This window comes from Sphingomicrobium nitratireducens (assembly GCF_026157035.1).
In the GTDB taxonomy this organism is placed as follows: Bacteria; Pseudomonadota; Alphaproteobacteria; order Sphingomonadales; family Sphingomonadaceae; genus Sphingomicrobium; species Sphingomicrobium nitratireducens.
The window spans coordinates 1,938,752-1,959,080 of sequence record NZ_JANJZA010000001.1 but is presented as its reverse complement, the minus strand read 5'-3'; the positions used below and the strand labels follow the sequence as shown (position 1 = coordinate 1,959,080).

The 20,329-nt window shown below is 65.1% G+C and carries 17 protein-coding genes; 7 read left to right on the top strand and 10 right to left on the bottom strand.

What is annotated here, in order from left to right:
* Positions 1-2: 2 nt before the first annotated feature.
* Genes NNY25_RS09950 through NNY25_RS09940 form a run of 3 tightly spaced genes read right to left on the bottom strand, consistent with a single transcriptional unit; the run spans position 3 to position 2,729 of the window.
* Entirely contained in the window at positions 3-1,019 is a 1,017-nt protein-coding gene (locus tag NNY25_RS09950) for an arginine N-succinyltransferase (protein WP_265571232.1), read from the bottom strand.
* Positions 1,016-2,227: a hydrolase gene (locus NNY25_RS09945; RefSeq protein WP_265571230.1), complete on the bottom strand. Its 1,212-nt coding sequence runs from the start codon at positions 2,225-2,227 to the stop codon at positions 1,016-1,018. Before NNY25_RS09945 ends, NNY25_RS09950 begins: the two co-directional genes overlap by 4 nt.
* A gap of 28 nt (positions 2,228-2,255) precedes the next feature.
* Entirely contained in the window at positions 2,256-2,729 is a 474-nt protein-coding gene (locus NNY25_RS09940; protein ID WP_265571229.1) for an RNA pyrophosphohydrolase, read from the bottom strand.
* 92 nt (positions 2,730-2,821) lie between these two features.
* On the opposite strand from NNY25_RS09940, the gene NNY25_RS09935 reads away from it, so the two are divergent.
* The 4 genes from NNY25_RS09935 to NNY25_RS09920 all read left to right on the top strand — a co-directional run bounded on the left by NNY25_RS09935 (position 2,822) and on the right by NNY25_RS09920 (position 8,450).
* Entirely contained in the window at positions 2,822-4,699 is a 1,878-nt protein-coding gene (locus tag NNY25_RS09935) for a 2-oxoacid:acceptor oxidoreductase subunit alpha (RefSeq protein WP_265571228.1), read from the top strand.
* Positions 4,700-4,797: 98 nt separating this feature from the next.
* Positions 4,798-5,802, top strand: a complete 1,005-nt coding sequence (locus NNY25_RS09930) for a 2-oxoacid:ferredoxin oxidoreductase subunit beta (protein WP_265571226.1) — start codon at positions 4,798-4,800, stop codon at positions 5,800-5,802.
* 40 nt (positions 5,803-5,842) lie between these two features.
* A complete protein-coding gene (locus NNY25_RS09925) occupies positions 5,843-7,195 on the top strand; it encodes a cryptochrome/photolyase family protein (RefSeq protein WP_265571224.1) in 1,353 nt (450 codons plus the stop codon).
* Positions 7,196-7,205: 10 nt separating this feature from the next.
* Positions 7,206-8,450: an SAM-dependent methyltransferase gene (locus NNY25_RS09920; protein WP_265571223.1), complete on the top strand. Its 1,245-nt coding sequence runs from the start codon at positions 7,206-7,208 to the stop codon at positions 8,448-8,450.
* Here the strand turns inward: NNY25_RS09920 and NNY25_RS09915 are convergent.
* A complete protein-coding gene (locus tag NNY25_RS09915; RefSeq protein WP_265571222.1) occupies positions 8,447-9,163 on the bottom strand; it encodes an SDR family NAD(P)-dependent oxidoreductase in 717 nt (238 codons plus the stop codon). The genes NNY25_RS09920 and NNY25_RS09915 overlap by 4 nt on opposite strands.
* A gap of 19 nt (positions 9,164-9,182) precedes the next feature.
* On the bottom strand, positions 9,183-10,628 hold the full coding sequence (gene purF / locus NNY25_RS09910) for an amidophosphoribosyltransferase (protein ID WP_265571221.1): 1,446 nt from the start codon (positions 10,626-10,628) through the stop codon (positions 9,183-9,185).
* A gap of 127 nt (positions 10,629-10,755) precedes the next feature.
* Between purF and NNY25_RS09905 the strand changes: the two genes are divergently transcribed.
* From NNY25_RS09905 to NNY25_RS09895, 3 genes are all read left to right on the top strand, one after another.
* Positions 10,756-11,175, top strand: coding sequence for a hypothetical protein (locus tag NNY25_RS09905; RefSeq protein WP_265571219.1), 420 nt, complete (start codon positions 10,756-10,758; stop codon positions 11,173-11,175).
* A gap of 68 nt (positions 11,176-11,243) precedes the next feature.
* Positions 11,244-11,624 (top strand): MerR family transcriptional regulator, encoded by a 381-nt coding sequence (locus NNY25_RS09900; protein WP_265571217.1) that lies wholly within the window; start codon positions 11,244-11,246, stop codon positions 11,622-11,624.
* 1 nt (position 11,625) lies between these two features.
* Positions 11,626-13,428 carry an acyl-CoA dehydrogenase C-terminal domain-containing protein gene (locus NNY25_RS09895; protein WP_265571215.1) on the top strand — a complete coding sequence of 601 codons (1,803 nt, stop codon included), beginning with the start codon at positions 11,626-11,628 and terminating at the stop codon, positions 13,426-13,428.
* Positions 13,429-13,438: 10 nt separating this feature from the next.
* Here NNY25_RS09895 and NNY25_RS09890 read toward each other — a convergent pair whose 3' ends face one another.
* The 5 genes from NNY25_RS09890 to NNY25_RS09870 form a co-directional block, all read right to left on the bottom strand.
* A complete protein-coding gene (locus NNY25_RS09890; protein WP_265571214.1) occupies positions 13,439-16,111 on the bottom strand; it encodes a putative bifunctional diguanylate cyclase/phosphodiesterase in 2,673 nt (890 codons plus the stop codon).
* 79 nt (positions 16,112-16,190) lie between these two features.
* The gene (gene cysK / locus NNY25_RS09885) at positions 16,191-17,117 is read right to left on the bottom strand and encodes a cysteine synthase A (protein WP_265571213.1); all 927 of its coding nucleotides are present in this window, start codon (positions 17,115-17,117) and stop codon (positions 16,191-16,193) included.
* Positions 17,114-18,379, bottom strand: a complete 1,266-nt coding sequence (locus NNY25_RS09880) for an MFS transporter (RefSeq protein ID WP_265571212.1) — start codon at positions 18,377-18,379, stop codon at positions 17,114-17,116. Before NNY25_RS09880 ends, cysK begins: the two co-directional genes overlap by 4 nt.
* Before the next feature lie 78 nt (positions 18,380-18,457).
* Positions 18,458-18,835 carry a hypothetical protein gene (locus NNY25_RS09875; protein WP_265571211.1) on the bottom strand — a complete coding sequence of 126 codons (378 nt, stop codon included), beginning with the start codon at positions 18,833-18,835 and terminating at the stop codon, positions 18,458-18,460.
* 107 nt (positions 18,836-18,942) lie between these two features.
* Positions 18,943-20,274: a TolC family protein gene (locus NNY25_RS09870; protein WP_265571210.1), complete on the bottom strand. Its 1,332-nt coding sequence runs from the start codon at positions 20,272-20,274 to the stop codon at positions 18,943-18,945.
* Between the last annotated feature and the right edge of the window lie 55 nt (positions 20,275-20,329).

The window sequence follows — 20,329 nt, the reverse complement described above, 5'->3', positions numbered from 1 at the left end:
GCCTAGCGTCCCACCGCGAGCACGCGGTCGCCGATTTCGAGGTCGAGAATCTCCATCGCCTGCGGCGAGAGGCGGATGGCGCCATCCTCGATGCGACCGACTGCTTGGCAGCACATAAAGTTCTCGAGGCGCCCGGTGGCCACCATCATCTTGTCGCCGCCTTCGCCACTGAACTCGTCCTCGACACGATACCATTCGGCATCGGCGACCGATTTGACCTGGTCGGTCGGCGCGACGACGGTCGGACCGCCGTCGAAAATATCGACATAGCAGTCCCATACGAAGTTCTCGCGCTGGAGCATCTTGAGGGCCGCGCGACCGGTCGGGTGCGGCTGGCCGATCACCGCCTGCGCACTTTCGGGGAGCATCGAGACGTAGATCGGGCTCTTGGGGAACAGGTCGGCGATGAACTGGGTCCCGTGGACGGCGTTGAACTCGTCCGCTTCGGGGAAGGTCATGCCGAAGAAGCGTCCGCCGATCGCGTCCCAGAAGGGCGAGTGTCCAGCCTGGTCCATCACGCCGCGCAATTCGGCAAGGATGCGCGCGCCGAAGCGCGGGCGGTGCTGCTTGATGAAGAGGTAGCGCGAGCGCGCCAATAGCATGCCGAGGCCGCCGGCGCGTTCGGCCGGGTGGAGGAACAGGCCGCCGACCTCGCTCGATCCCTCGAGATCGGTGCACAGGGTCAGGAGCTTGTTCGAGAACATTCGGTCGAGTTCGGCACTCTTCTGCGTCAGCGTCGAGATGCGGTAGGAATAGAAGGGCTGCTTCACCCCGACCTTACCAAACACCTGGCAGGTGCCGCGGATCTGGCCCGTCTCCACGTTCTCCAGCATGAAAACGTAGAGATCATCGCCCTGTCCTTCGCCTTCGCGGGAAAAGCCCTCGGCCGAGCGGGAGAGCTTGGCCTCGAGCGTCGCCTTGTCGGCCGGCAGGTTGGTAAACCCGCCCCCTGTCAGCTTTGCGAGATCGTAAAGGGCATCGACATCGTCGGGCCGCGCCGCGCGAATGCGGTGGGTCATGAATTGGCAATCCTCAGGATGGTCAGGGCCGAGAGCGCCGCGCGTTCGGCAAGGCTCTCGACGATCAAAAATTCTTCGGGCGAATGGATGGCGCCGCCGCGCACGCCCATCGTGTCGACGACGGGCACCTTCTTGGCGGCGATATTGTTGCCGTCGCACACGCCTCCGGTCGCTTTCCAGCCGATTTCCTGGCCGAGGTCGCGGCCCGCGCCTTGGACCAGCGTGAACAGCTTTTCCATGTCGGGGGTCATCGGCTTGGGCGGGCGGGCGAAGCCTCCATGGCGGTCGATCGTCACGTCGTGCTCGGCAGCGACTGCGGCCACTTCGCGCGCGACCAGCGCCTCGGCGCGCGCCTGGTCGTCGGTCGAGACGGGGCGCATGTTGACGCGCAGGATCGCAAGGTCGGGCACGACATTGTTGGGGCTGCCACCGTCGATCTTCGCGGGATTGACCGACAGCGTGTCATCCATTCCGGCCTTGAGGCGCAGCGCCAAGTCCGCCGCGGCGACCAGCGCATTGCGTCCGTCGCGCGGGTTGCGGCCGGCATGGGCGGACTTGCCGTGGACAGTGAAGGAGAAGTTGCCGCTGCCCGAACGTGCGCCCGCCAGCGTGCCATCGGGTAGGGCGGAGGGCTCGTAGGTCAGCGCGGCGCGCTTGCCCTCGGCGCAGCGCGCAATGAGCGGCGCGGAACTGAGCGAGCCGACTTCCTCGTCGGAATTGATGATGACTTCGTAGCCGATCGATGCGGCGGCCGGGTCGGCCTCGATCGAGCGAAGCGCCGCGAGCATCACGGCGAGTCCGCCCTTCATGTCGGCAACGCCAGGGCCGCCGAGCACTGCGTTCTCCTCGATCCAGTGAAGTTTCTGGAACGGGTGATCGACCGGGAACACCGTGTCCATGTGGCCCGTGAACAAAAGCTGGAGCGGGGCATCGGGGCGCACGCGCATGTGGAGGTGGTGCCCGTGCGGGATGTCATATTCCTTGCCGCCATCGTCGATCGCGGTGACGGGGGCGGGGTCGACCATCTCGATCTCGCCGGGAAGGTCGGAAAAGGCGTCCGCCAGCTCGGCGCCGACCTCGGCGAGGCCGGACAGGTTGCGCGAGCCCGAATTGATCACCGCCCAGCGTTCGGTGTGGCGCAGCATCTCGTCCTGCGCACCGCGCGCGCGCTCGACGGCGGCCTGTTCCTGATCGGTCAACTTGCCCATGGCGAGGCTGTCTAGCGGGACAATTCGCCTAAAGCCAGCGGGCGAAGCCGTCGACGATGGCGCGGTACATGTCGCGCTTGAACGGGACGATGAGTTCGGGAAGCAGCCGCGGTTCGACCCACTTCCAGTGGCTGAACTCGGGATGCTCGGTGGCGATGTCGACATCGGCGTCGCTGCCGTGGAAGCGCTTGAGAAACCAATGCTGGCGCTGGCCGACATATTTGCCGCCCCACAGGTGACCGCGCAGCGTCTCGGGGAGGTCGTAGGCGAGTTCGAGCACCGGGGCGTCCTCGACCTGACGGACGAGCGCTGGCGCGATTCCCGTTTCCTCTTCGAGCTCGCGCATCGCGGCAGCGCGCGGGTCCTCGCCCTTGTCGATGCCGCCCTGCGGCATCTGCCAGGCCTCGTCCTTGTTGTCGATGCGGCGACCGACCCAGACGAGGCGGTCGGAATTGATCAGCATGATGCCGGCACCGAGCCGGTAGCGGTTCTCGTTGGACATGGAGGCGGCCTTAGCGCAGTTTTGAGGGGTGGCGAAGCGCTCTTCACGGCTCTAAGGGCACGCGCTAGGCAGAGTATGAAGGGAATGTGCTGATGGTGTCGGCGACGCACAGGCTGACCGAGGAAGAAGCCGCCAATAGCGATCGCGGCGAAGCGGTCGTGGTCCGCTTTGCGGGCGATAGCGGCGACGGCATGCAGCTGACCGGCGGGCAATTCACCCTGTCGACCGCGCTGGCGGGCAACGATCTTGCGACCTTCCCCGACTTTCCGGCCGAGATCCGCGCGCCGCAGGGCACCACGTTCGGCGTCTCCGCCTTCCAGATCAATTTCGGGTCGAGCGCGATCGAGACTGCGGGCGACCAGCCCGACGTGCTGATCGCGATGAACCCGGCGGCGCTCAAGATGAACGTCCAGCAGCTGCGCGAGGGCGGACTAGTGATCGCCGACACCGGCGCGTTCAACAAGCGCAACCTCGACAAGGCCGGCTACGAAGCCGATCCGCTTCAGGACGGGAGCCTTGCCAAGTGGAAGGTGCTGGCGTTCGACATCAGCGCGCTGACGCTGGAATCGGTCAAGGAGTTCGGGCTTTCCAACAAGGAAGCCCTGCGCTCGAAGAACATGTGGACGCTGGGCCTCGCGCTGTGGATGTTCGATCGCTCGCGCGCGCCGGTGGTCGAGTGGCTCAAGCAGAAATTCGCCAAGATGCCCGAAATCGCCGAGGCGAATATCGCCGCGATCAATGCGGGCCACGCCTATGGCGAGACGGCGGAACTGGGCGGACAGGTCGGCCAGCGTCATATCGACCCGGCGCCTGCCGAACCCGGCCTCTATCGCACCGTCACGGGCGCGGAGAGCCTTGCGCTCGGGCTGGTCGCGGGGTCGCAGTTGGCGGGCTTGCCGATGTTCTTCGGGGGCTATCCGATTACGCCCGCCTCCGCTCTGCTCCACCACCTTTCGCGCCTCAAGGAATATGGCATCACCACTTTCCAGGCCGAGGACGAGATCGCTGCGATCTGCGCCGCGATCGGGGCGAGCTATGCGGGTAGCCTTGGCGTCACGTCGTCTTCGGGTCCGGGCATCGCGCTCAAGGGCGAGGCGATGGGTCTGGCGGTGATGACCGAAATCCCGCTGGTGATCGTCAATTCGCAGCGCGGCGGGCCGTCGACCGGCCTTCCGACCAAGACCGAGCAGTCCGACCTCTACCAGGCGGTCTACGGGCGAAACGGCGATGCGCCGATCCCGGTGATTGCGGCGCGCTCGCCCGCCGATGCGTTCGATTGCGCGATCGAGGCTTGCCGCATCGCGACGCGCTACATGACCCCGGTGATCCTGCTGACCGACGGCTATATCGCCAATGCCGCCGAGCCGTGGAAGGTGCCCGACATGGACGGCTACGAGCCGTTCCCGGTCAAGTTCGCAGTGGCGCCCAAGGGCGATTTCTCGGTCGAGCCCTATGCGCGCAACGCCGATGGCGCGCGGCCGTGGATCAAGCCGGGCACGCCCGGGCTCGAGCATCGCATCGGCGGAATCGAGAAGGCGCCGGTTACTGGCAACATCGACTATTCTCCGCAGGCCCACGCGCAGATGACCGCGGAGCGCGCGGCCAAGGTCGCAAATGTCGCCGACACCATCCCCAACCAGGACGTGTGCCTCGGCGAAACGAGCGGCAAGCTGGCGCTGGTCGGCTGGGGCTCGACCTTCGGGCCGATCCACCAGGCGGTACGGCGAAGCCGTTCGCGCGGCCTTGATGTCAGCCACATTCACCTCCGCCATATCGCGCCGTTCCCGAAAAATCTTGGCGAGCTGCTGCGCGGCTACGACCGGATTCTCGTGCCCGAGATGAATATGGGGCAGTTGAAGACGCTGCTACGCGACCAGTTCCTGGTCGATGCCCAGCCGCTCAACAAGGTGTCGGGCCAACCCTTCCGCATCGCCGAGATCGAGGCCGCCATCGAGGAGTCGCTGGCATGAGCGAGCCGACGCCCAAACCGATGAACGCCTTCCCGCTGATCGCGCTGCTTGTCGTGGTCGTCCTGATTCTCGTCGCCTTCAACGGAGGCCTTTGAGCCATGAACAACGTCACCACCCTCAAGGATTGGGCCAGCGACCAGGAAGTGCGCTGGTGCCCGGGCTGCGGCGACTATGCGGTGCTCAAGGCGGTGCAGCGGACCATGCCCGACCTCGGCACGGCGATCGAGAAGACCGTGTTCGTCTCGGGCATCGGTTGCTCGAGCCGGTTTCCGTACTACATGGCGAGCTACGGCTTCCACACGATCCACGGGCGTGCCTGCGCGGTGGCGACGGGGGTCAAGCTGGCTAATCCCGAGCTCGACGTGTGGATCATCACCGGCGACGGAGATGCATTGAGCATCGGCGGCAACCACACGATGCACCTTTTGCGGCGCAATCTCGACTGCCAGCTCCTGCTGTTCAACAACGAGATTTACGGCCTCACCAAGGGGCAATATTCGCCGACCAGCCGGATCGGCACGCGCAGCCCCTCGACGCCGTTCGGTTCGGTCGACCGGCCTGCCATTCCCGCCAGCTTCGCGCTTGGCGCGGGCGCGCGTTTCGTGGCGCGCGGGATCGACGTCAACAAGAAGCTTCCCGAGGTCCTCAAGGCGGGTCACGCGCACAAGGGTGCGGCGTTCATTGAGATCTTCCAGAATTGCATCGTCTACAATGACGACGTGTTCGCGCCATTCACCGATCGCAGCGTCGCCGACGAAAAGCAGCTGTGGCTCGAAGCCGGCGAGAAGATGCTGTTCGCCAAGGGGGAGAAGGGTGTCGCGTTCGATGCCGGGACCAAGGCGCTCAAGGTCGTCGCGGGCGACAGTGACGAGGTGCTGGTGCACGATCCGCGGAACCGAGCGCTCGCGCTGCTGCTCGCGGAAATGCCTGGCGACATCTTCCCTGTCGCGCTCGGCGTCCTCTACGAAGACCCCGCTCCGACATTCGAAAGCGCGGTGATCGAGCAGAATCGCGCCGCGTCCGAAGGCAAGAATGCCGATCTCCAGAAGCTCGTCGCCAAGGGCCAGACCTGGCAGGTCGAGAAGGAACCGCACGAGCTCTGATCGGGCGGAACCCGCGCACCAAGCGAGCGGTTGGGGCGAAATGGCAGCCCCCCGACTGATGTGGTTCCGGCGCGATCTGCGCCTTTCCGACAATCATGCCCTAGTCGCTGCGTGCGACGGCGGAACGATCATACCCTTGTATGTGCTCGACGAGGAAACGCCGACCCACGGCTATGCAATGGGCGCGGCGCAGAAATGGTGGCTGCATCACAGCCTCGCAGCGCTCGACGAACAGCTTCGCGGGCATCTGATGCTGCGGCGCGGTAACGCTGCCGAGATCGTCGCCGAGGTTGCCGACGCGATCGGGGCGGAGGAAATCCACGCGACGCGCCTCTACGAACCTTGGAGCGTGGAGCAGCAGGACGCGCTCGGCGAGCGGCTGGTGCTGCACGATGGCGAATGCCTCGTTTCGTCCGAGCAGGTCTGCACGGGGGCGGGCGAGCCCTACAAGGTCTATGGGCCGTTCTGGCGGGCGCTGAGCGAGCAGTTGCCGCCGCCCGCGCCGATCGAGCGGCCGGCGCGCATCGATTATGGCGAAGGGCCCAAGGGAGACCGGCTCGAGGACTGGGACCTGCTCCCTACTGATCCGAACTGGGCGTCGAAATTCTCCGGCGACTGGACGCCGGGCGAGGAGGGCGGGCGCGAGAGGCTCGACGACTTTGCCGAGGAAGTCTCGGCCTATGCGAATACGCGTAACCTGCCTTCGGAGGAAGGGACGAGCCGCCTGTCGCCGCACCTTCACATGGGCGAAGTGAGCGCGCGGCAGGTGTGGCACGCGCTCGATCTGAAAGGCGGAGCGAAATTCCTCAAGGAGCTGGGCTGGCGCGATTTTGCGCGGCAGGCGATGCGCGCCCAACCCTCGATCGGCTGGGAGACGGGGCGCGAGAAGATGCAGAAACTGGCCTACCGCACAGGGTCGGCGGCGGACGCGGACTTCGAGGCCTGGACCAGGGGCGAGACCGGTTATCCGATCGTCGATGCCGGGATGCGACAATTGTGGGCGACGGGATGGATGCATAATCGCGTGCGCATGCTCGCGGCCTCCTTCCTCACCAAGCACCTGCTGATCCATTGGGAGCGCGGGGCGAAGTGGTTCTGGGACTGCCTGGTCGATGCCGACTATGGCAACAATTCGCTCAACTGGCAGTGGATTGCGGGTACCGGGACGGCGAGCCAGCAGTTTAACCGCGTCATGGCGCCGCTGTCCCAGTCGGATAAGTTCGATGCGGCGGCCTATATCCGCGAATGGGTGCCCGAACTGGCTGACCTGTCCGACGCCGCAATTCACGACCCGCACGAGGCCGGATGTGCACCCGAGGGCTATGCGAAAAAGCTGGTCGAGCATAAGGAGGGACGGGAGAGGGCGCTAAGCGCCTACCGCGACACCAAGTAGAGGGGCATTGATGGCGACGCGCGGCGAACACCTGGTCCAAGCGGACCGGCATTTCGCGACTGGCGATGGATTGATCGGGCGGCTCGCCGCGCCCTTCTTCAAGGGGCTGCTCGACACGTTCGACCGCCGCATCGAACATGGCGGGATGGACGTCATCCTGCCCGACGGGACGCGCCGCAGGGTCGGTTTTCGCGGTCCCGGCCCCGTGGCGGTCATTCACCTCCACAGCTATGCCGCACTGGTACGCCTCGGCCTGTCGGGCACGGTCGGCTGGTACAAGGCATACGAAGCGGGTGAATGCTCCTCGCCCGACATGGTGTCCGGCTTCGCCCTGTTCATGGCGAACGCCAAGAGCCTCGGCGATGCCGCGCGGGCCAAGGGGCCGATGCGCTGGATCAACGCGGCGGCGCACAAGCTGCGCGACAACGGGCTGGTGCAGGCGCGGGAGAATATCGCGGCGCATTACGACCTGGGGAACGACTTCTACGCGGCGTGGCTCGATCCGACGATGAGCTATTCCTCTGCGCTGTTCGCTGACGGCGACGATCTCGAGGTGGCGCAGCTGCGCAAGGTGCATGCACTGCTCGACCGGCTCGACCTCAAGCCGGGCGACCGGCTGCTCGAGATCGGGTGCGGGTGGGGAACGCTGGCGATCGAAGCGGCAAAGAGAGGCGCGTACGTGGTCGGTCTGACCTTATCTGCAGAGCAGAAAGGTTTTGCCGATAAAAAGATTGCCTCTTTACAACTAAGTGACCGGATCGAAATCAGGTTGCAGGATTATCGGCAGATTTCCGAGAAATTTGACGCGATCGCCTCGGTCGAGATGGTCGAGGCGGTCGGCGAGCGCTGGTGGCCAGCCTACATGGATACCATCGCGCGCAACCTCAAGCCGGGCGGGAAGGCGGCGCTCCAGTTCATCTCGATCGAGCATGACTTGTTCGACGCCTACCGCGCCGGTGCCGACTTCATCCAGGCCTATATATTCCCGGGCGGGATGCTGATCGACGAGCCGCGCTTCGAAGCGCTCGCGGCCGAGCGCGGGCTGGGCTGGGCCGACCGCCACGGGTTCGGGCTCGATTATGCCGAGACGTTGTTCCAGTGGCGCCAGCGCTATGACGACGCAGTCGACAGCGGACGCGTCGAGGGGTTCAGCGACCGCTTCCACCGCTTGTGGCGATTTTACTTGATGTATTGCGAAGGCGGTTTCCGCGGTCGCGGGATCGACGTCGCGCAGGTGACGCTGGCGAAGGCCTAGCCGTCGACGGTAAGGCGGCCGCCGGTCGGGGCATCCGATTGGAGACGCGCGACGATCGCGTTGGCGACCACCGCCGGATCCTTTAGCGTCGTTTCGTCTTCACCGGGGAAAGCGCGCGCGCGCATCGCGGTGCGGGTCTTGCCCGGATCGACGATGTGGACGCGGATCTTGCCGGCATGCTCGTTCTCATCGGCATAGGCGCCGAGCAACGTGTCGAATGCGGCTTTCGAAGCACCATAGGCGCCCCAGTAAGCGCGCGGCGTGGCGCCCACCGACGACGTCACGCCGACGACCTCGGCCTTGTCGGCGCGGCGCAGCAGAGGGTCGAAGCCCGCGATCAGCGCCTGGTTGGCCATCAGGTTGAGCGCAACGGTGCGCCCGAATTCCTTGCCGTCGATATGTTCGACCGGGGTCAGCGATCCGAGGGTCGCGGCATTGAGAACGAGCATATCGAGCTTCTCCCAGCGCTCGCCGATCGCCTGGGCGAGGCGGCCGATGGCGCCGTCCTCGAGCAGGTCGAGCGGGGCGAGCGTGGCGCTGCCGCCGGCTTCGTGGATACGCTCCTCGACCTTTTCCATCTCGGCGGCGGTGCGCGCCACCATCACTACATGCGAGCCAGCGGCTGCGAGCGCTTCTGCTGTGGCGGCGCCGATGCCGCGGCTGGCGCCCGTGACGAGCGCAATCCTGCCCTCGAAGGGCTTCGTGTCGGTCATGCTTGTATTTTTCCGTCGGTTAGTTGCGCGAAACGAGCTTGAGCTTGCCTTCGCGTTTGAGTTCCTGGTCAGTCAGCCGCGTCGGATAGTCACCCGAGAAGCAGGCGTCGCAACGCTGCGGGGCGGCATCGTCGCGTGCATCGCCCAGCGCGCGATAGAGGCCGTCGAGGGTGATGAAGGCGAGGCTGTCGGCCTTGATGTAGTCGGCCATCGCCGCCGTATCCATCTGTGCTGCCAACAGCTTGGCGCGGTCGGGCGTGTTGACCCCGTAAAAGCAGCTGTGCCGCGTCGGGGGCGAGGCGATGCGCATGTGGATTTCCGCCGCACCCGCGTCGCGCATCATCTGCACGAGGCGCATCGACGTCGTCCCGCGCACGATGCTGTCGTCGATGAGAACGAGCTTTTTGCCTTCGATGAAGCGGGCATTCGCGTTGTGCTTGAGCTTGACGCCGAGGTGACGGATGCCGTCGGTCGGCTGGATGAATGTTCGCCCGACATAGTGCGAGCGGATGATGCCGAGTTCGAACGGGATGCCCGATTCCTGGCTGTAGCCGATCGCCGCGGGCACCCCGCTGTCGGGGACGGGGACGACATAGTCCGCCTCGACCGGAGCCTCGCGCGCCAGCATCGCGCCGATCGCCTTGCGGGTCTCGTAGACCGACACGCCCTCGAAGACGCTGTCGGGGCGCGAGAAATAGACATGCTCGAAAATGCAGGGGCGCGGGCGCGCCTTCTCAAACGGGCGGAAACTGCGCACGCCCTCGTCATTGACGAGGACGAGCTCGCCCGGTTCGACCTCGCGCAGGAAGGTCGCGCCGATCACGTCGAGCGCAACCGTCTCCGAGGCGAAAACCGTAGCCTCGCCGAACTTGCCCATCACAAGCGGTCGCACGCCGAGCGGGTCCCGGCAGGCGATCAGGCCTTCCGGGACGAGGCAAAGGAGAGAGTAGGCACCCTCGACCTGCTTGAGCGCGTCGATCAGGCGATCCATCGGCGTGGAAAAGGACGAGGTAGCCGCCAGGTGGATGATGACTTCGGTGTCACTGGTCGACTGGAAGATCGACCCGCGCCGGATCATCTCGCCGCGGATCGTCATGGCGTTGGAAAGATTGCCGTTATGCGCGACCGCAAAGCCGCCCTCGGCCAGATCGGCGAACAGTGGCTGGACGTTGCGCAGCGCGGTCTCGCCGGTGGTCGAATAGCGCACGTGCCCGATGGCCGCGTGCCCCGCGAGCTTGTTCATCACGGCATCGCTGTCGAAGTTGCCGGCGACATGGCCCATGGCACGGTGTGCGCGATGAGTCTTGCCATCGAAGCTGACGATGCCCGCGGCCTCCTGGCCACGGTGCTGGAGCGCGTGCAGCCCGAGCGCGGCAAGATTGGCCGCGCCCTCGGCACCCCACACGCCGAATACGCCGCATTCTTCCTTGAGCTTGTCGTCGTCGAACGGGTTGGTCGTCAGCATCGGGCGAATCCGTTTGAGGGCGTGGGGTGCCCCTATAGGAAAGATGGGCCGACTTGTCGCCATCTTGTCACAAAGAATGTGCGACCCTAGGCCCGTCCTGTACCGCAACGAAACGAAAGCGTTCAAAATGCGTCTTGCCGCGATGATCGTGCTGAGCCTTGCGCTGGCTTCCTGTGGTGGGGAGAGCGAGGAGGCACGAACGGCGGGCCTCGGACCCGGCTTGTGGACGGACGAAACGCGGGGCGGCCTTTGCGTCGATGAGGGAGGCGAGGCGGCTTTCATCCTCTACGCCGAGACGGGCAATGCCAATTGCATGGCCGAAGGGCGCATCGAGGTGGATGGCGAGGGCATGACCTTCCTACCGCGGGGCGACGAGCAATGCCGGATTCCGATTCTGGCCGAGGGCGAGACGCTCCGCTTCGGGGATAGCGGAGAGGCGTGCGCCTATTACTGCGGCAGCGACGTGGAGCTAGGCGGACAAACCGTCATGCGCAGCGAGGCGCGGCCCGGCACGCTGACCGATGTCGCGGGCGACCCGCTCTGCTGATCGCGGCGGATCGGTTGCTCGTCGCAACTCGGTTGACCTTTACGGAAACGTAAACTAGCCCTGTGGTCATGTTGGCCGACAGCGCAACCTATTCGATCGGACAATTGTGCGAGGAGTTCGGGGTCACCGCCCGGGCGCTGCGCTTCTACGAGGACGAGCAGCTGATCTCGCCCCGCCGCGAAGGTACGCAGCGCATTTATTCGGAGCGTGACCGTGCGCGCCTCGCCTGGATCCTGCGCGGCAAGCGCGTGGGCTTTTCCCTGTCCGAAATCGGCGAACTGCTCGATCTCTACGACCTTGGAGACGCGCGCCGCAAACAGCGCGAGATGACGCTCGACAAGTGCCGCGAGCGGATCGACGCGCTGACCCGGCAGAAAGCCGATATCGACGAAACCATCGAGGAACTGGAAGGCTTTATTGGCCTGCTCCAGGAGCAAATAGAGGACTGATATGCCCGTCTACACCGCCCCCGTTCGCGACACGAAGTACGTGCTCGATCATATTGTCGGCCTGCAGAACTACACCAACCTGCCGGGCTTCGAGAATGCCTCGCCCGACATCGTCGAGGCGGTGCTGAACGAGGCGGGCAAGCTGGCGGCCGACGTTCTGGCGCCGCTCAACCGCGTGGGCGACGAGGAAGGCTGCACGCGACACGACGATGCGAGCGTGACCACGCCGACGGGTTTCAAGGACGCCTACAAGCAGTTCTGCGAGGGCGGCTGGTCGACGCTGGCCTTTCCCGAGCAATATGGCGGGCAGGGCCTGCCGCACGCGCTTTCGACCGCGGTGAGCGAATATTTCGTCGCCGCCAACCAGGGCTTCGAGATGTATCACGGCCTCACCGCAGGGGCGATCGCCGCGATGCTGGTGGTCGGTACCGACGAACAGAAGGATACCTATCTGCCCAACATGGTGTCGGGCGTCTGGACCGGCACGATGAACCTCACCGAGCCGCATTGCGGGACCGATCTCGGCCTGCTCAAGACCAAGGCGGTGCCGCAGGACGACGGTACCTACAAGATCACCGGCACCAAAATCTTCATCTCGGCCGGCGAGCACGACCTCTCCGAGAACATCATCCACATGGTGCTCGCCAAGATGCCCGACAGCCCTGACAACGTGAAAGGCATCTCGCTGTTCATCGTGCCCAAGTTCCTCGTCAACGAGGATGGCACTGTGGGTGAACGCAATGCGGTCAGCTGTGGCTCGATCGAGGAGAAGATGGGGATCCACGGCAACTCGACCTGCGTCATGAATTATGACGGGGCGACGGGTTACCTGATCGGCGAGAAGGAAAAGGGCCTCGCCGCGATGTTCATCATGATGAACGCGGCGCGTCTCGGTGTTGGCCTTCAAGGCCTCGCGCAGGGCGAGGTCGCCTACCAGAACGCGGTCGCCTACGCGAAGGATCGCAAGCAGGGCCGCGCCCTCAAGCCAGAGGACCGCGACATGGACGCGAAGGCGGATAACCTGTTCGTCCATCCCGACGTGCGCCGCATGCTGCTCGATGCCAAGTCGTTCAACGAGGCGGCGCGGGCGCTTATCCTGTGGGGGGCGCTGCAGGTCGACTTGTCGCACAAGTCGCAGGACGAAGCCGAGCGCGAGCGCGCCGACGACCTCGTCTCGCTCCTGACGCCGGTCATCAAGGGCTACCTCACCGACAGGGGCTTCGAGACCACGGTCCAGGCCCAGCAGGTGTTCGGCGGGCACGGTTACATCCGAGAATGGGGTATGGAGCAGTTCGTGCGCGACGCGCGCATCGCCCAGATTTACGAGGGCACCAACGGCGTGCAGGCCATGGATCTCGTCGGACGCAAGCTGGGGCAGAATGGCGGGCGTGCGGTGCGGGCTTTCTTCGAGGTGCTGGCCGAGGATATCGCGGCAGCGCGTCAGGCGGGCGATCCCGCCGGCATTGCCGAGCCGCTCGAAAAGGCGGTCGGTCATCTCCAGGGCGCGACCATGTGGCTCGCTCAGAACGGTATGGCCAACCCCAACAATGCCGGTGCTGGCGCTTACCCGTACATGGAGCTGATGGGGCTCGTATCGCTCGGCTGGATGTGGCTCAAGATGGCTGGCGCCAGCGCCGGCCTGAAGGACAGCGAGGACAAGGCGTTCCACGAGGCCAAGATCGCCACCGCGCGCTACTACGCCGATCGCCACCTGCCGCTTGCCAGCGGGCTACGGCGACAGGTCGAAGCGGGTGCGGACAGCGTGATGGCACTACCGGTCGAGGCGTTCGAGACGGCAGCCTAGGCCGAGGCCGCTAGCCGACCGCCTGGTCGACGTACCAGGGGCGCATCACGCTCGGCGAGTGTTCCTTCGGCTTGACCGCGGTCAGCCGTGACAGGTCGAAGGCTTCCTCGAATTGGATACCGAAGCGGGACGATTGCGCCCAGCGAACGGTACCGACGACCGGGCCGACCCCGACAATGTCGATCGTGAGCGCGGTTCCCGGCGCGAGGGGGACCGGGCATTCGACGAGAGCGCCCATGGCGGAGATGTTGCGCAATCGGATCTCGGTCGGCGCGCCGTGAAGAGAGACGATCGCGCGGCGCATCAGGCGGTGGCGCGGTTCTCGGGTGGTGCTGAAGCCCTCGGGAACGACGGACGCGGCCTTGGCCAACTCGCGCGCTTCCTCGCCGCGCACGGGCTTTCCGAAGATGAAGCCCTGGATCTGGCTGACCCCGAAATCGCGAACGAGATTGAGGACGTCGTGCGTTTCGACACCCTCGGCCGTGGTGTCCATGCCGAGACTATCGGCGAGCGTGACGATGGCACGGATGATCGCGCTGTGGCGTCCGGTTTCCGACGTCGCCCCGCGCACGAAGCTCTGGTCGATCTTGATCTTGTCGAACGGTGCCTTCTTCAGATAGCCGAGCGAGGAATAGCCGGTGCCGAAATCGTCGAGCGCGAGGCGGACGCCAAGCGACTTGAGACGCGCGAAAGTTTCCTCGGTCGCATCGCTATCCGCAAGGAACACGCCTTCGGTGATTTCGAGTTCGAGCCGTTCGGCCCTGAGGCCGTGTTTCTCGATCACTTGCGCGACGGTTTCGACAATCTTGGGATCGTTGAACTGGATCGGGGAGAGGTTGATCGCAATCCGCACGCTGTCGGGCCAGTGGATCGCTTCGGCGACCGCCTGGTCGAGGACCCACTTGCCGATCGACGGGATCAGGCCGCACTCTTCCGCGATCGCAATGAACCGTTCGGGCGAAATCGCGCCGCGGGTCGGGTGGTCCCAGCGCACCAGCGCCTCGAAACCGCACACGTCCTCGGAAGTCGCGCGCACGAGCGGCTGGTAGGAAACCCACAGCTCGCCGCGTTCGATCGCGCCGCGCAGGTCGTTCTCGAGCATCTGACGCTCGGTCGCTTCGCTGTGCATCGAGGGCTCGAAGAAGAAATGCTTGCCGCGCCCTGCCGCCTTTGCGGCGTAGAGCGCGAGATCGGCGTTTCGGATCATGCTGTCGGCGCAGGCGCGGTCGGGATCGCCGATGGCAATGCCGATTGAGGCGCCGATGGTTACTCGGTGGCCTTCGACGACATAGGGCCGCGATACCTGGTCGATCATGGTGCGTGCGAGCGATTCGAGGAGGCCCGTCTCGACGATCCCGGGCAACACCGCTTTAAATTCGTCACCGCCGAGGCGACCGACCTGGCCGTGGTCGCCCATCACGGCGGTCAGGCGTTCGGCAACCTGGCGCAGCAGCGCGTCGCCGACGGGGTGGCCGAGCGTATCGTTGACGTTCTTGAACCGATCGAGATCGATCAGGAACAAGGTGCAGCCGCGCTTGCGGCGCGAGGCATTGCGCAGCGCTTCGTCGAGCATCTGCCGCATCATCGCACGATTGGGCAGGCTGGTGAGCGAATCGAACCGCGCGAGGCGCGAGATTTCCTGTTCGCTGCGGCGCTGTTCGGTAAGATCGGTGCCCATGCCGCGAAAGCCCAGGAAGCGGCCGTTCTCGCAGAAGATCGGGTTGCCCGACATCGACCAGTGGACGTCTTCGTCGCTCGCCGGGCGAACGACCACGTCGGAGAAGGGAAAGCGTGCCGAGAGGTGGAAACCGAGTGTGCGTTCCTCGCGCAGCGTCTCGCCCGGTGCCTGTTCGACGTTGAGCAGATCGGTGAAGCGGCGCCCGAGAAGGTCGGTCGGCTCGCAGCGGAAGTCGTCGGCGAGCTGGCGGCTGACGTAGGTAAGAAGGCCGCTTGCATTGGTCTCCCAGAACCAGCCCTGGCCGCTATTCTCAAATTCGTTGACGAAGCGCAGCGCCTTGTGGGCGTCCTCGTCGAGCCGCAGACGCTTGCGTGCGACGGCCAGCATGGCGCGGGCATTGGCAGTCGAATAGGCGGCGACGATGAGGCTCATCGCCCCGATCCCCGCCACGAGGTAGGGCGCCGACCCGAGGACGGACGTGGTCGCCACGCCCGACAGGCCGACCATGATCGCGATCGCTGGCGTGGCGATGGCGACGAGCGCAAGCGAAATGGCGCCGGTGCCGATAATGAATTCGGTTAACAGGTCGCCATGAACCGGGTCGATCGCGCCGACGCCGGTGCCGATTCCGCACCACAGGCAGGTGACGATGGCGAGATAGGCCGTCGTCAGCCTTTGGACATTGTGCGCGCGAAGTTCGAGCCGCGGCGCCGCCTTCAGCATGAGGCAGGCACCGAGATCGAGCGCAACGGTCGTGATGAACGCGACGGTCATGAGCGCCGGAACACTTGCGAAGGGGACGGTGAGGTAGAGGAACAGGCCCGCGAGCAAATGGGAGAAGGCGAGCAGGACGGGGAGCGGACGAAGCTGCGCGACGCGTTGTTCGGCGATCTGGCTGTCGGCTTCGGTTTCCGGAACCGAGACGTCGAACAGCATGGCGGCGCGCGCGGAGGTCCTTCCCTCCGGCGATTGCGGCATGCTGGCGGCAAAACGGTTACGCGTCATCGGTTCCACACACTCCCACGGCATGCGGCATAGCCCAAGGGTGTTAACCGGCTGTCTTACAGAGAAGGTTGAGGCTGGATTAACTTTCCTCGGGGAGGAAGTCCGGGACAGAAAGGTAACGTTCGCCGGTATCGTAATTGAAGCCGAGGATCTTCCTGCCGGGCCCCAGCTTTTCGATCGCCTTGCCGATCGCGACCAGTGTCGCGCCGGAGCTGATCCCCACGAGCATCCCTTCCTCGCGCGCCGAGCGACGGGCCATCTCGCGCGCTTCTTCGGCATCGACCTGGATCACCCCGTCGAGGATGTCGGTGTCGAGATTGGCGGGAACGAAGCCCGCGCCGATGCCTTGGATCGGGTGGGGCGACGGCTCGCCGCCCGAGATGACCGGAGACATTTCGGGTTCGACCGCGAACACCTTGAGGTCGGGCCAGGCCTTCTTCAACACGCGTGCGCAGCCAGTGAGGTGGCCCCCGGTGCCCACGCCCGTCACCATCGCGTCGAACGGCGTGTCTGCGAAGTCGGCGAGGATCTCCTGAGCGGTGGTCTCGACGTGGACGGCGATGTTGGCGGGGTTCTCGAACTGCTGCGGCATCCACGCACCCTCGGTTTCGGCGGTGATGGCTTCGGCGCGCGCAATCGATTCCTTCATGCCCTTTTCGCGCGGGGTGAGGACGAATTCGGCGCCGTAGGCTAGCATCAGTCTGCGGCGCTCGACCGACATGCTGTCGGGCATGACGAGGATCAGGCGGTAGCCCTTGACGGCCGCGACGATGGCGAGCCCGACCCCGGTATTGCCGCTGGTTGGTTCGACGATGGTCCCGCCGGGCTTGAGCGCGCCCGAACGCTCGGCGTCCTCGATCATCGAGAGCGCGATTCGGTCCTTGATCGATCCGCCCGGATTGGCGCGTTCCGACTTGATCCAGATTTCTGCGCTGTCCCCGAACAGGCGGTTGAGGCGCACGTGCGGGGTGCGACCGATGGTCTCGAGGATATTGGCGGCCTTCATGGCGAACGCTCCTGCTGGTCGGGGTCGGGGGGATCGAAATTGCGTGCCAGTCTAAGCTCGGGAAAGCGCCATGCCCAGAGGGCGACGACCGCCATTGCGCCGACCCCGCCCGCGATCACGGCGGCGACCGGGCCGATAAGCGCTGCAAGGAAGCCGCTTTCGGCCTCGCCCAGTTCGTTGGAAGCGCTGATCGCGAGCGTCGAGACTGCGCCGACGCGTCCGCGCATCGCATCGGGCGTATAGAGCTGGATGAGCGACTGGCGGACATAGACCGAGAACATGTCGGCCGCGCCGAGGATGGCGAGGCTGGCGAGCGAAACCGTCATGTTGCGCGACAGGCCGAAGGCGACTGTCGCCGCGCCGAACACGGCCACCGCCCACAACATCTTGGTGCCGACATTGGATTTCAGGGGACGAAAGGTGAAGAAGGCGGCGGTCAGCGTGGCGCCGACTGCGGGGGCGGCGCGCAGGTGCCCGAGGCCTTCGGGACCGGTGCCGAGAATGTCGCGCGCGAAGATCGGCAGCATCGCGGTCGCGCCAGCGAGGAGGACCGCGAACAGGTCGAGACTGATCGCGCCGAGGACGAGGCGGTTTTCACGCACGTATAGAAGGCCGCGCTTGATCCGGCCCCAGGGGTCGGGGTTTTCCGAAGTCTCGGCGCGGGCGGGGGTGCGCACCAGAAAGAGGCAGGCGAGGGCGAGCGCGAACAGGGCCGCACTGCCGAAGTAGGCGGTCGCGGCCGAGACGACGTAGAGATAACCGCCGATTGCGGGGCCGACGATCGTGCCCGCCTGCCAGGCCATCGAGGAAAGGGCGATCGCACGAGGGAGCATCGCGCGCGGGACGATGTTGGGGGCGAGTGCGCTGAGCGCGGGGCCGGCAAAGGCGCGGGCAACGCCGAGCAAGGCGGCAATGAGGTAAAGGGCGGTCAGCGTCATGGCCCCGGATAAGGCGAGGGCACCGAGCGCAGCTGCGCAGAACAATTCGAGCGCGAGGGCGGCACGAGCGATCACGCGGCGGTCGAACCGGTCGGCTACGTGTCCCGAGACCAGGGTCAGCGCGAACAGCGGCACGAACTGGACGACCCCGATAAAACCGAGGCGAAGTGCGGCGGCGTTGATGCCCATCGTCTCGCGCGCGATGTCGTAGACCTGCCAGCCGATGACGATGACCATCGCCATCTGCGCAATGGTGGTGGCGAGCCGCGCGGTGACGAAAGCGCGAAAGTCGGCGATGCGCAGCGGCTCGGGGAGGAAGCTCATGGCCTTGCGCGTAGTAGGAAAGGGCCGGCGCGGCAATGTCCGCTCTAGCCCTTTCCTTCGAATCGGTCTGCGGTTCGCCTAGAGCGGAGTGCAGACCTGGTTGGAGGTGTAGGCGCCGGTCGGCGTGATCCGCGAGTTGCCGACGCACGAGAGGCCGAACACGACATAGCTGACGGGCGTCACGACCGCGCTGTCCGGTGCGGTCTGGCCGTCCTGAAGCTGTGCGCTGTCATGATAGATGTAGTGCTGGATGTTGCCTTCGCGGTCGAGCTTGACCGTCGCGAAGGTGGAGCAGGCAGGGTCGAACAATTCGACGCCATTGGCGCCTTGCGTGAAGCAGCCCGTTCCCGAGCCAACCATCGATGCATTGATCGGTTTGTCGGGCGTCGCGCCGGCCACCGAAGCGCCGCCGACGCAAAGCGCAAAGCCGGATAGCAGCGTCAGAAACTTCGTCATAATCATCTCCTTATTCTCGTTCGCGAAACAGTCGCCAATTCAGTTGGACAATGGTGGCAAGTCTTTGCAATTAGGCACATTTGTGTGCCCGTTGAGGATCTGTCCCACTACGGGATGCCGAGTACGAACAGGTCTGTCCCGACCGCCCGGCTCAATGCGATCAGATTGTTGGCCTGCTCGCCCAGTGTCGAAGAACGGGCGAGGCGCGCGCTGCGAAGATTGTCGCGCGCAATGGTCACCTGGGCGAGCATGGCCGGCGCGTCGCGAGGAGGGGCGCTCAGCAGTCGCCCTTCGGCGTCAGCTAGCGTTGCCTCGGCACGTGCGATGTCGGGAAGCTTTTCCATTCGGGCAGCAAGCCGCGTTCGGGTGATGAGGAGCCGCTCGATCTCGTTCGTCGCACGCTCGAGCGCCTCGGCATGGTCCGACAAGGCCTGGTCGGCCTGGAGGTCGGCAATTGCGCGCTGGTTTCTGAGCACACCACCGTCGCGATGGAGCAAGGGGACGACCAGACGCGCGGCGACCCCCACACCGAGCGATCGTCCGCTATCAAGATCGCCGAACAAGGGCGTTCGCCCTGTCACGCCTTGATCGGCGAAAGCGTCGACCCCCAGATTGGGCCGACGCCCGTCCTTGGCCTGCTCGCGTCGAAGCATGGCTTGGTCGAGATTGATTTCGGCCTGGAGAAGATCGGAGCGATGCCGCGATGCAGTCGCGAAAAGCTGTTCTGCAGCCATTGTCGCGGCCAACGGCGTCAACTGGTCGCTCAAAGTCAGCGTCAAGCCCGAGGGAAGACGTAGCGATTGCGCCAATTGAGCGCGGGCAAGTTCTTCCTGCGTTACGGAAGAATCAAGTTGTTGCACGGCAAGGCCGCGCTCGGAATCGAGATAGGTAATGAGGTCGTCTTGGGCAGGGGGAAGGCGAGCCATGAGCTGCTCGATTTCCTGCTGGCTGGCGCGGTTGGCGTCGGCGCGTTCCTTCGACTGCAAGGCGAAGACATAATTTCCGCGGACTTCGAGCGCCGTGCCGAGAAACGCCTGATCAAAGGCCAGCGAAACCCTGTCGCGCGAATATTGGGCTTGCCGGATCTGCCGTCCGGCGACGCCCCAAAGGTCGATGGGAATACTGGCGACCGCGCCCATCGTCGCGGAGAAATCGGGCTTGGCGTTGCTGAACTTGAAGGCGTTGCCGGTGAATTCGCTGTAGTTCGCGGACTGTCCGGCGCGGAGATGACTGTCGAACTTTATGCGTTTTTGCGCACGGGCGCTGTCCACCTGATGATCTGCGATCTGGACGTTACGTTCGGCGCGCTGGACGCCAAAGCTCCGATCGAGCGCGAATGCCACCGCCTCGTCCATCGTGACGGCCATGGTCGTTTCCATCTCGCCCTTCGGGATCGGACTTGCCGCGATCATCGCCGCCAGCACAAGATCGAACGCCACGTCACTCTCCCGCCATTCTGAACGGGCATGCTCGACCAAAGTGACGGGTGGGCTC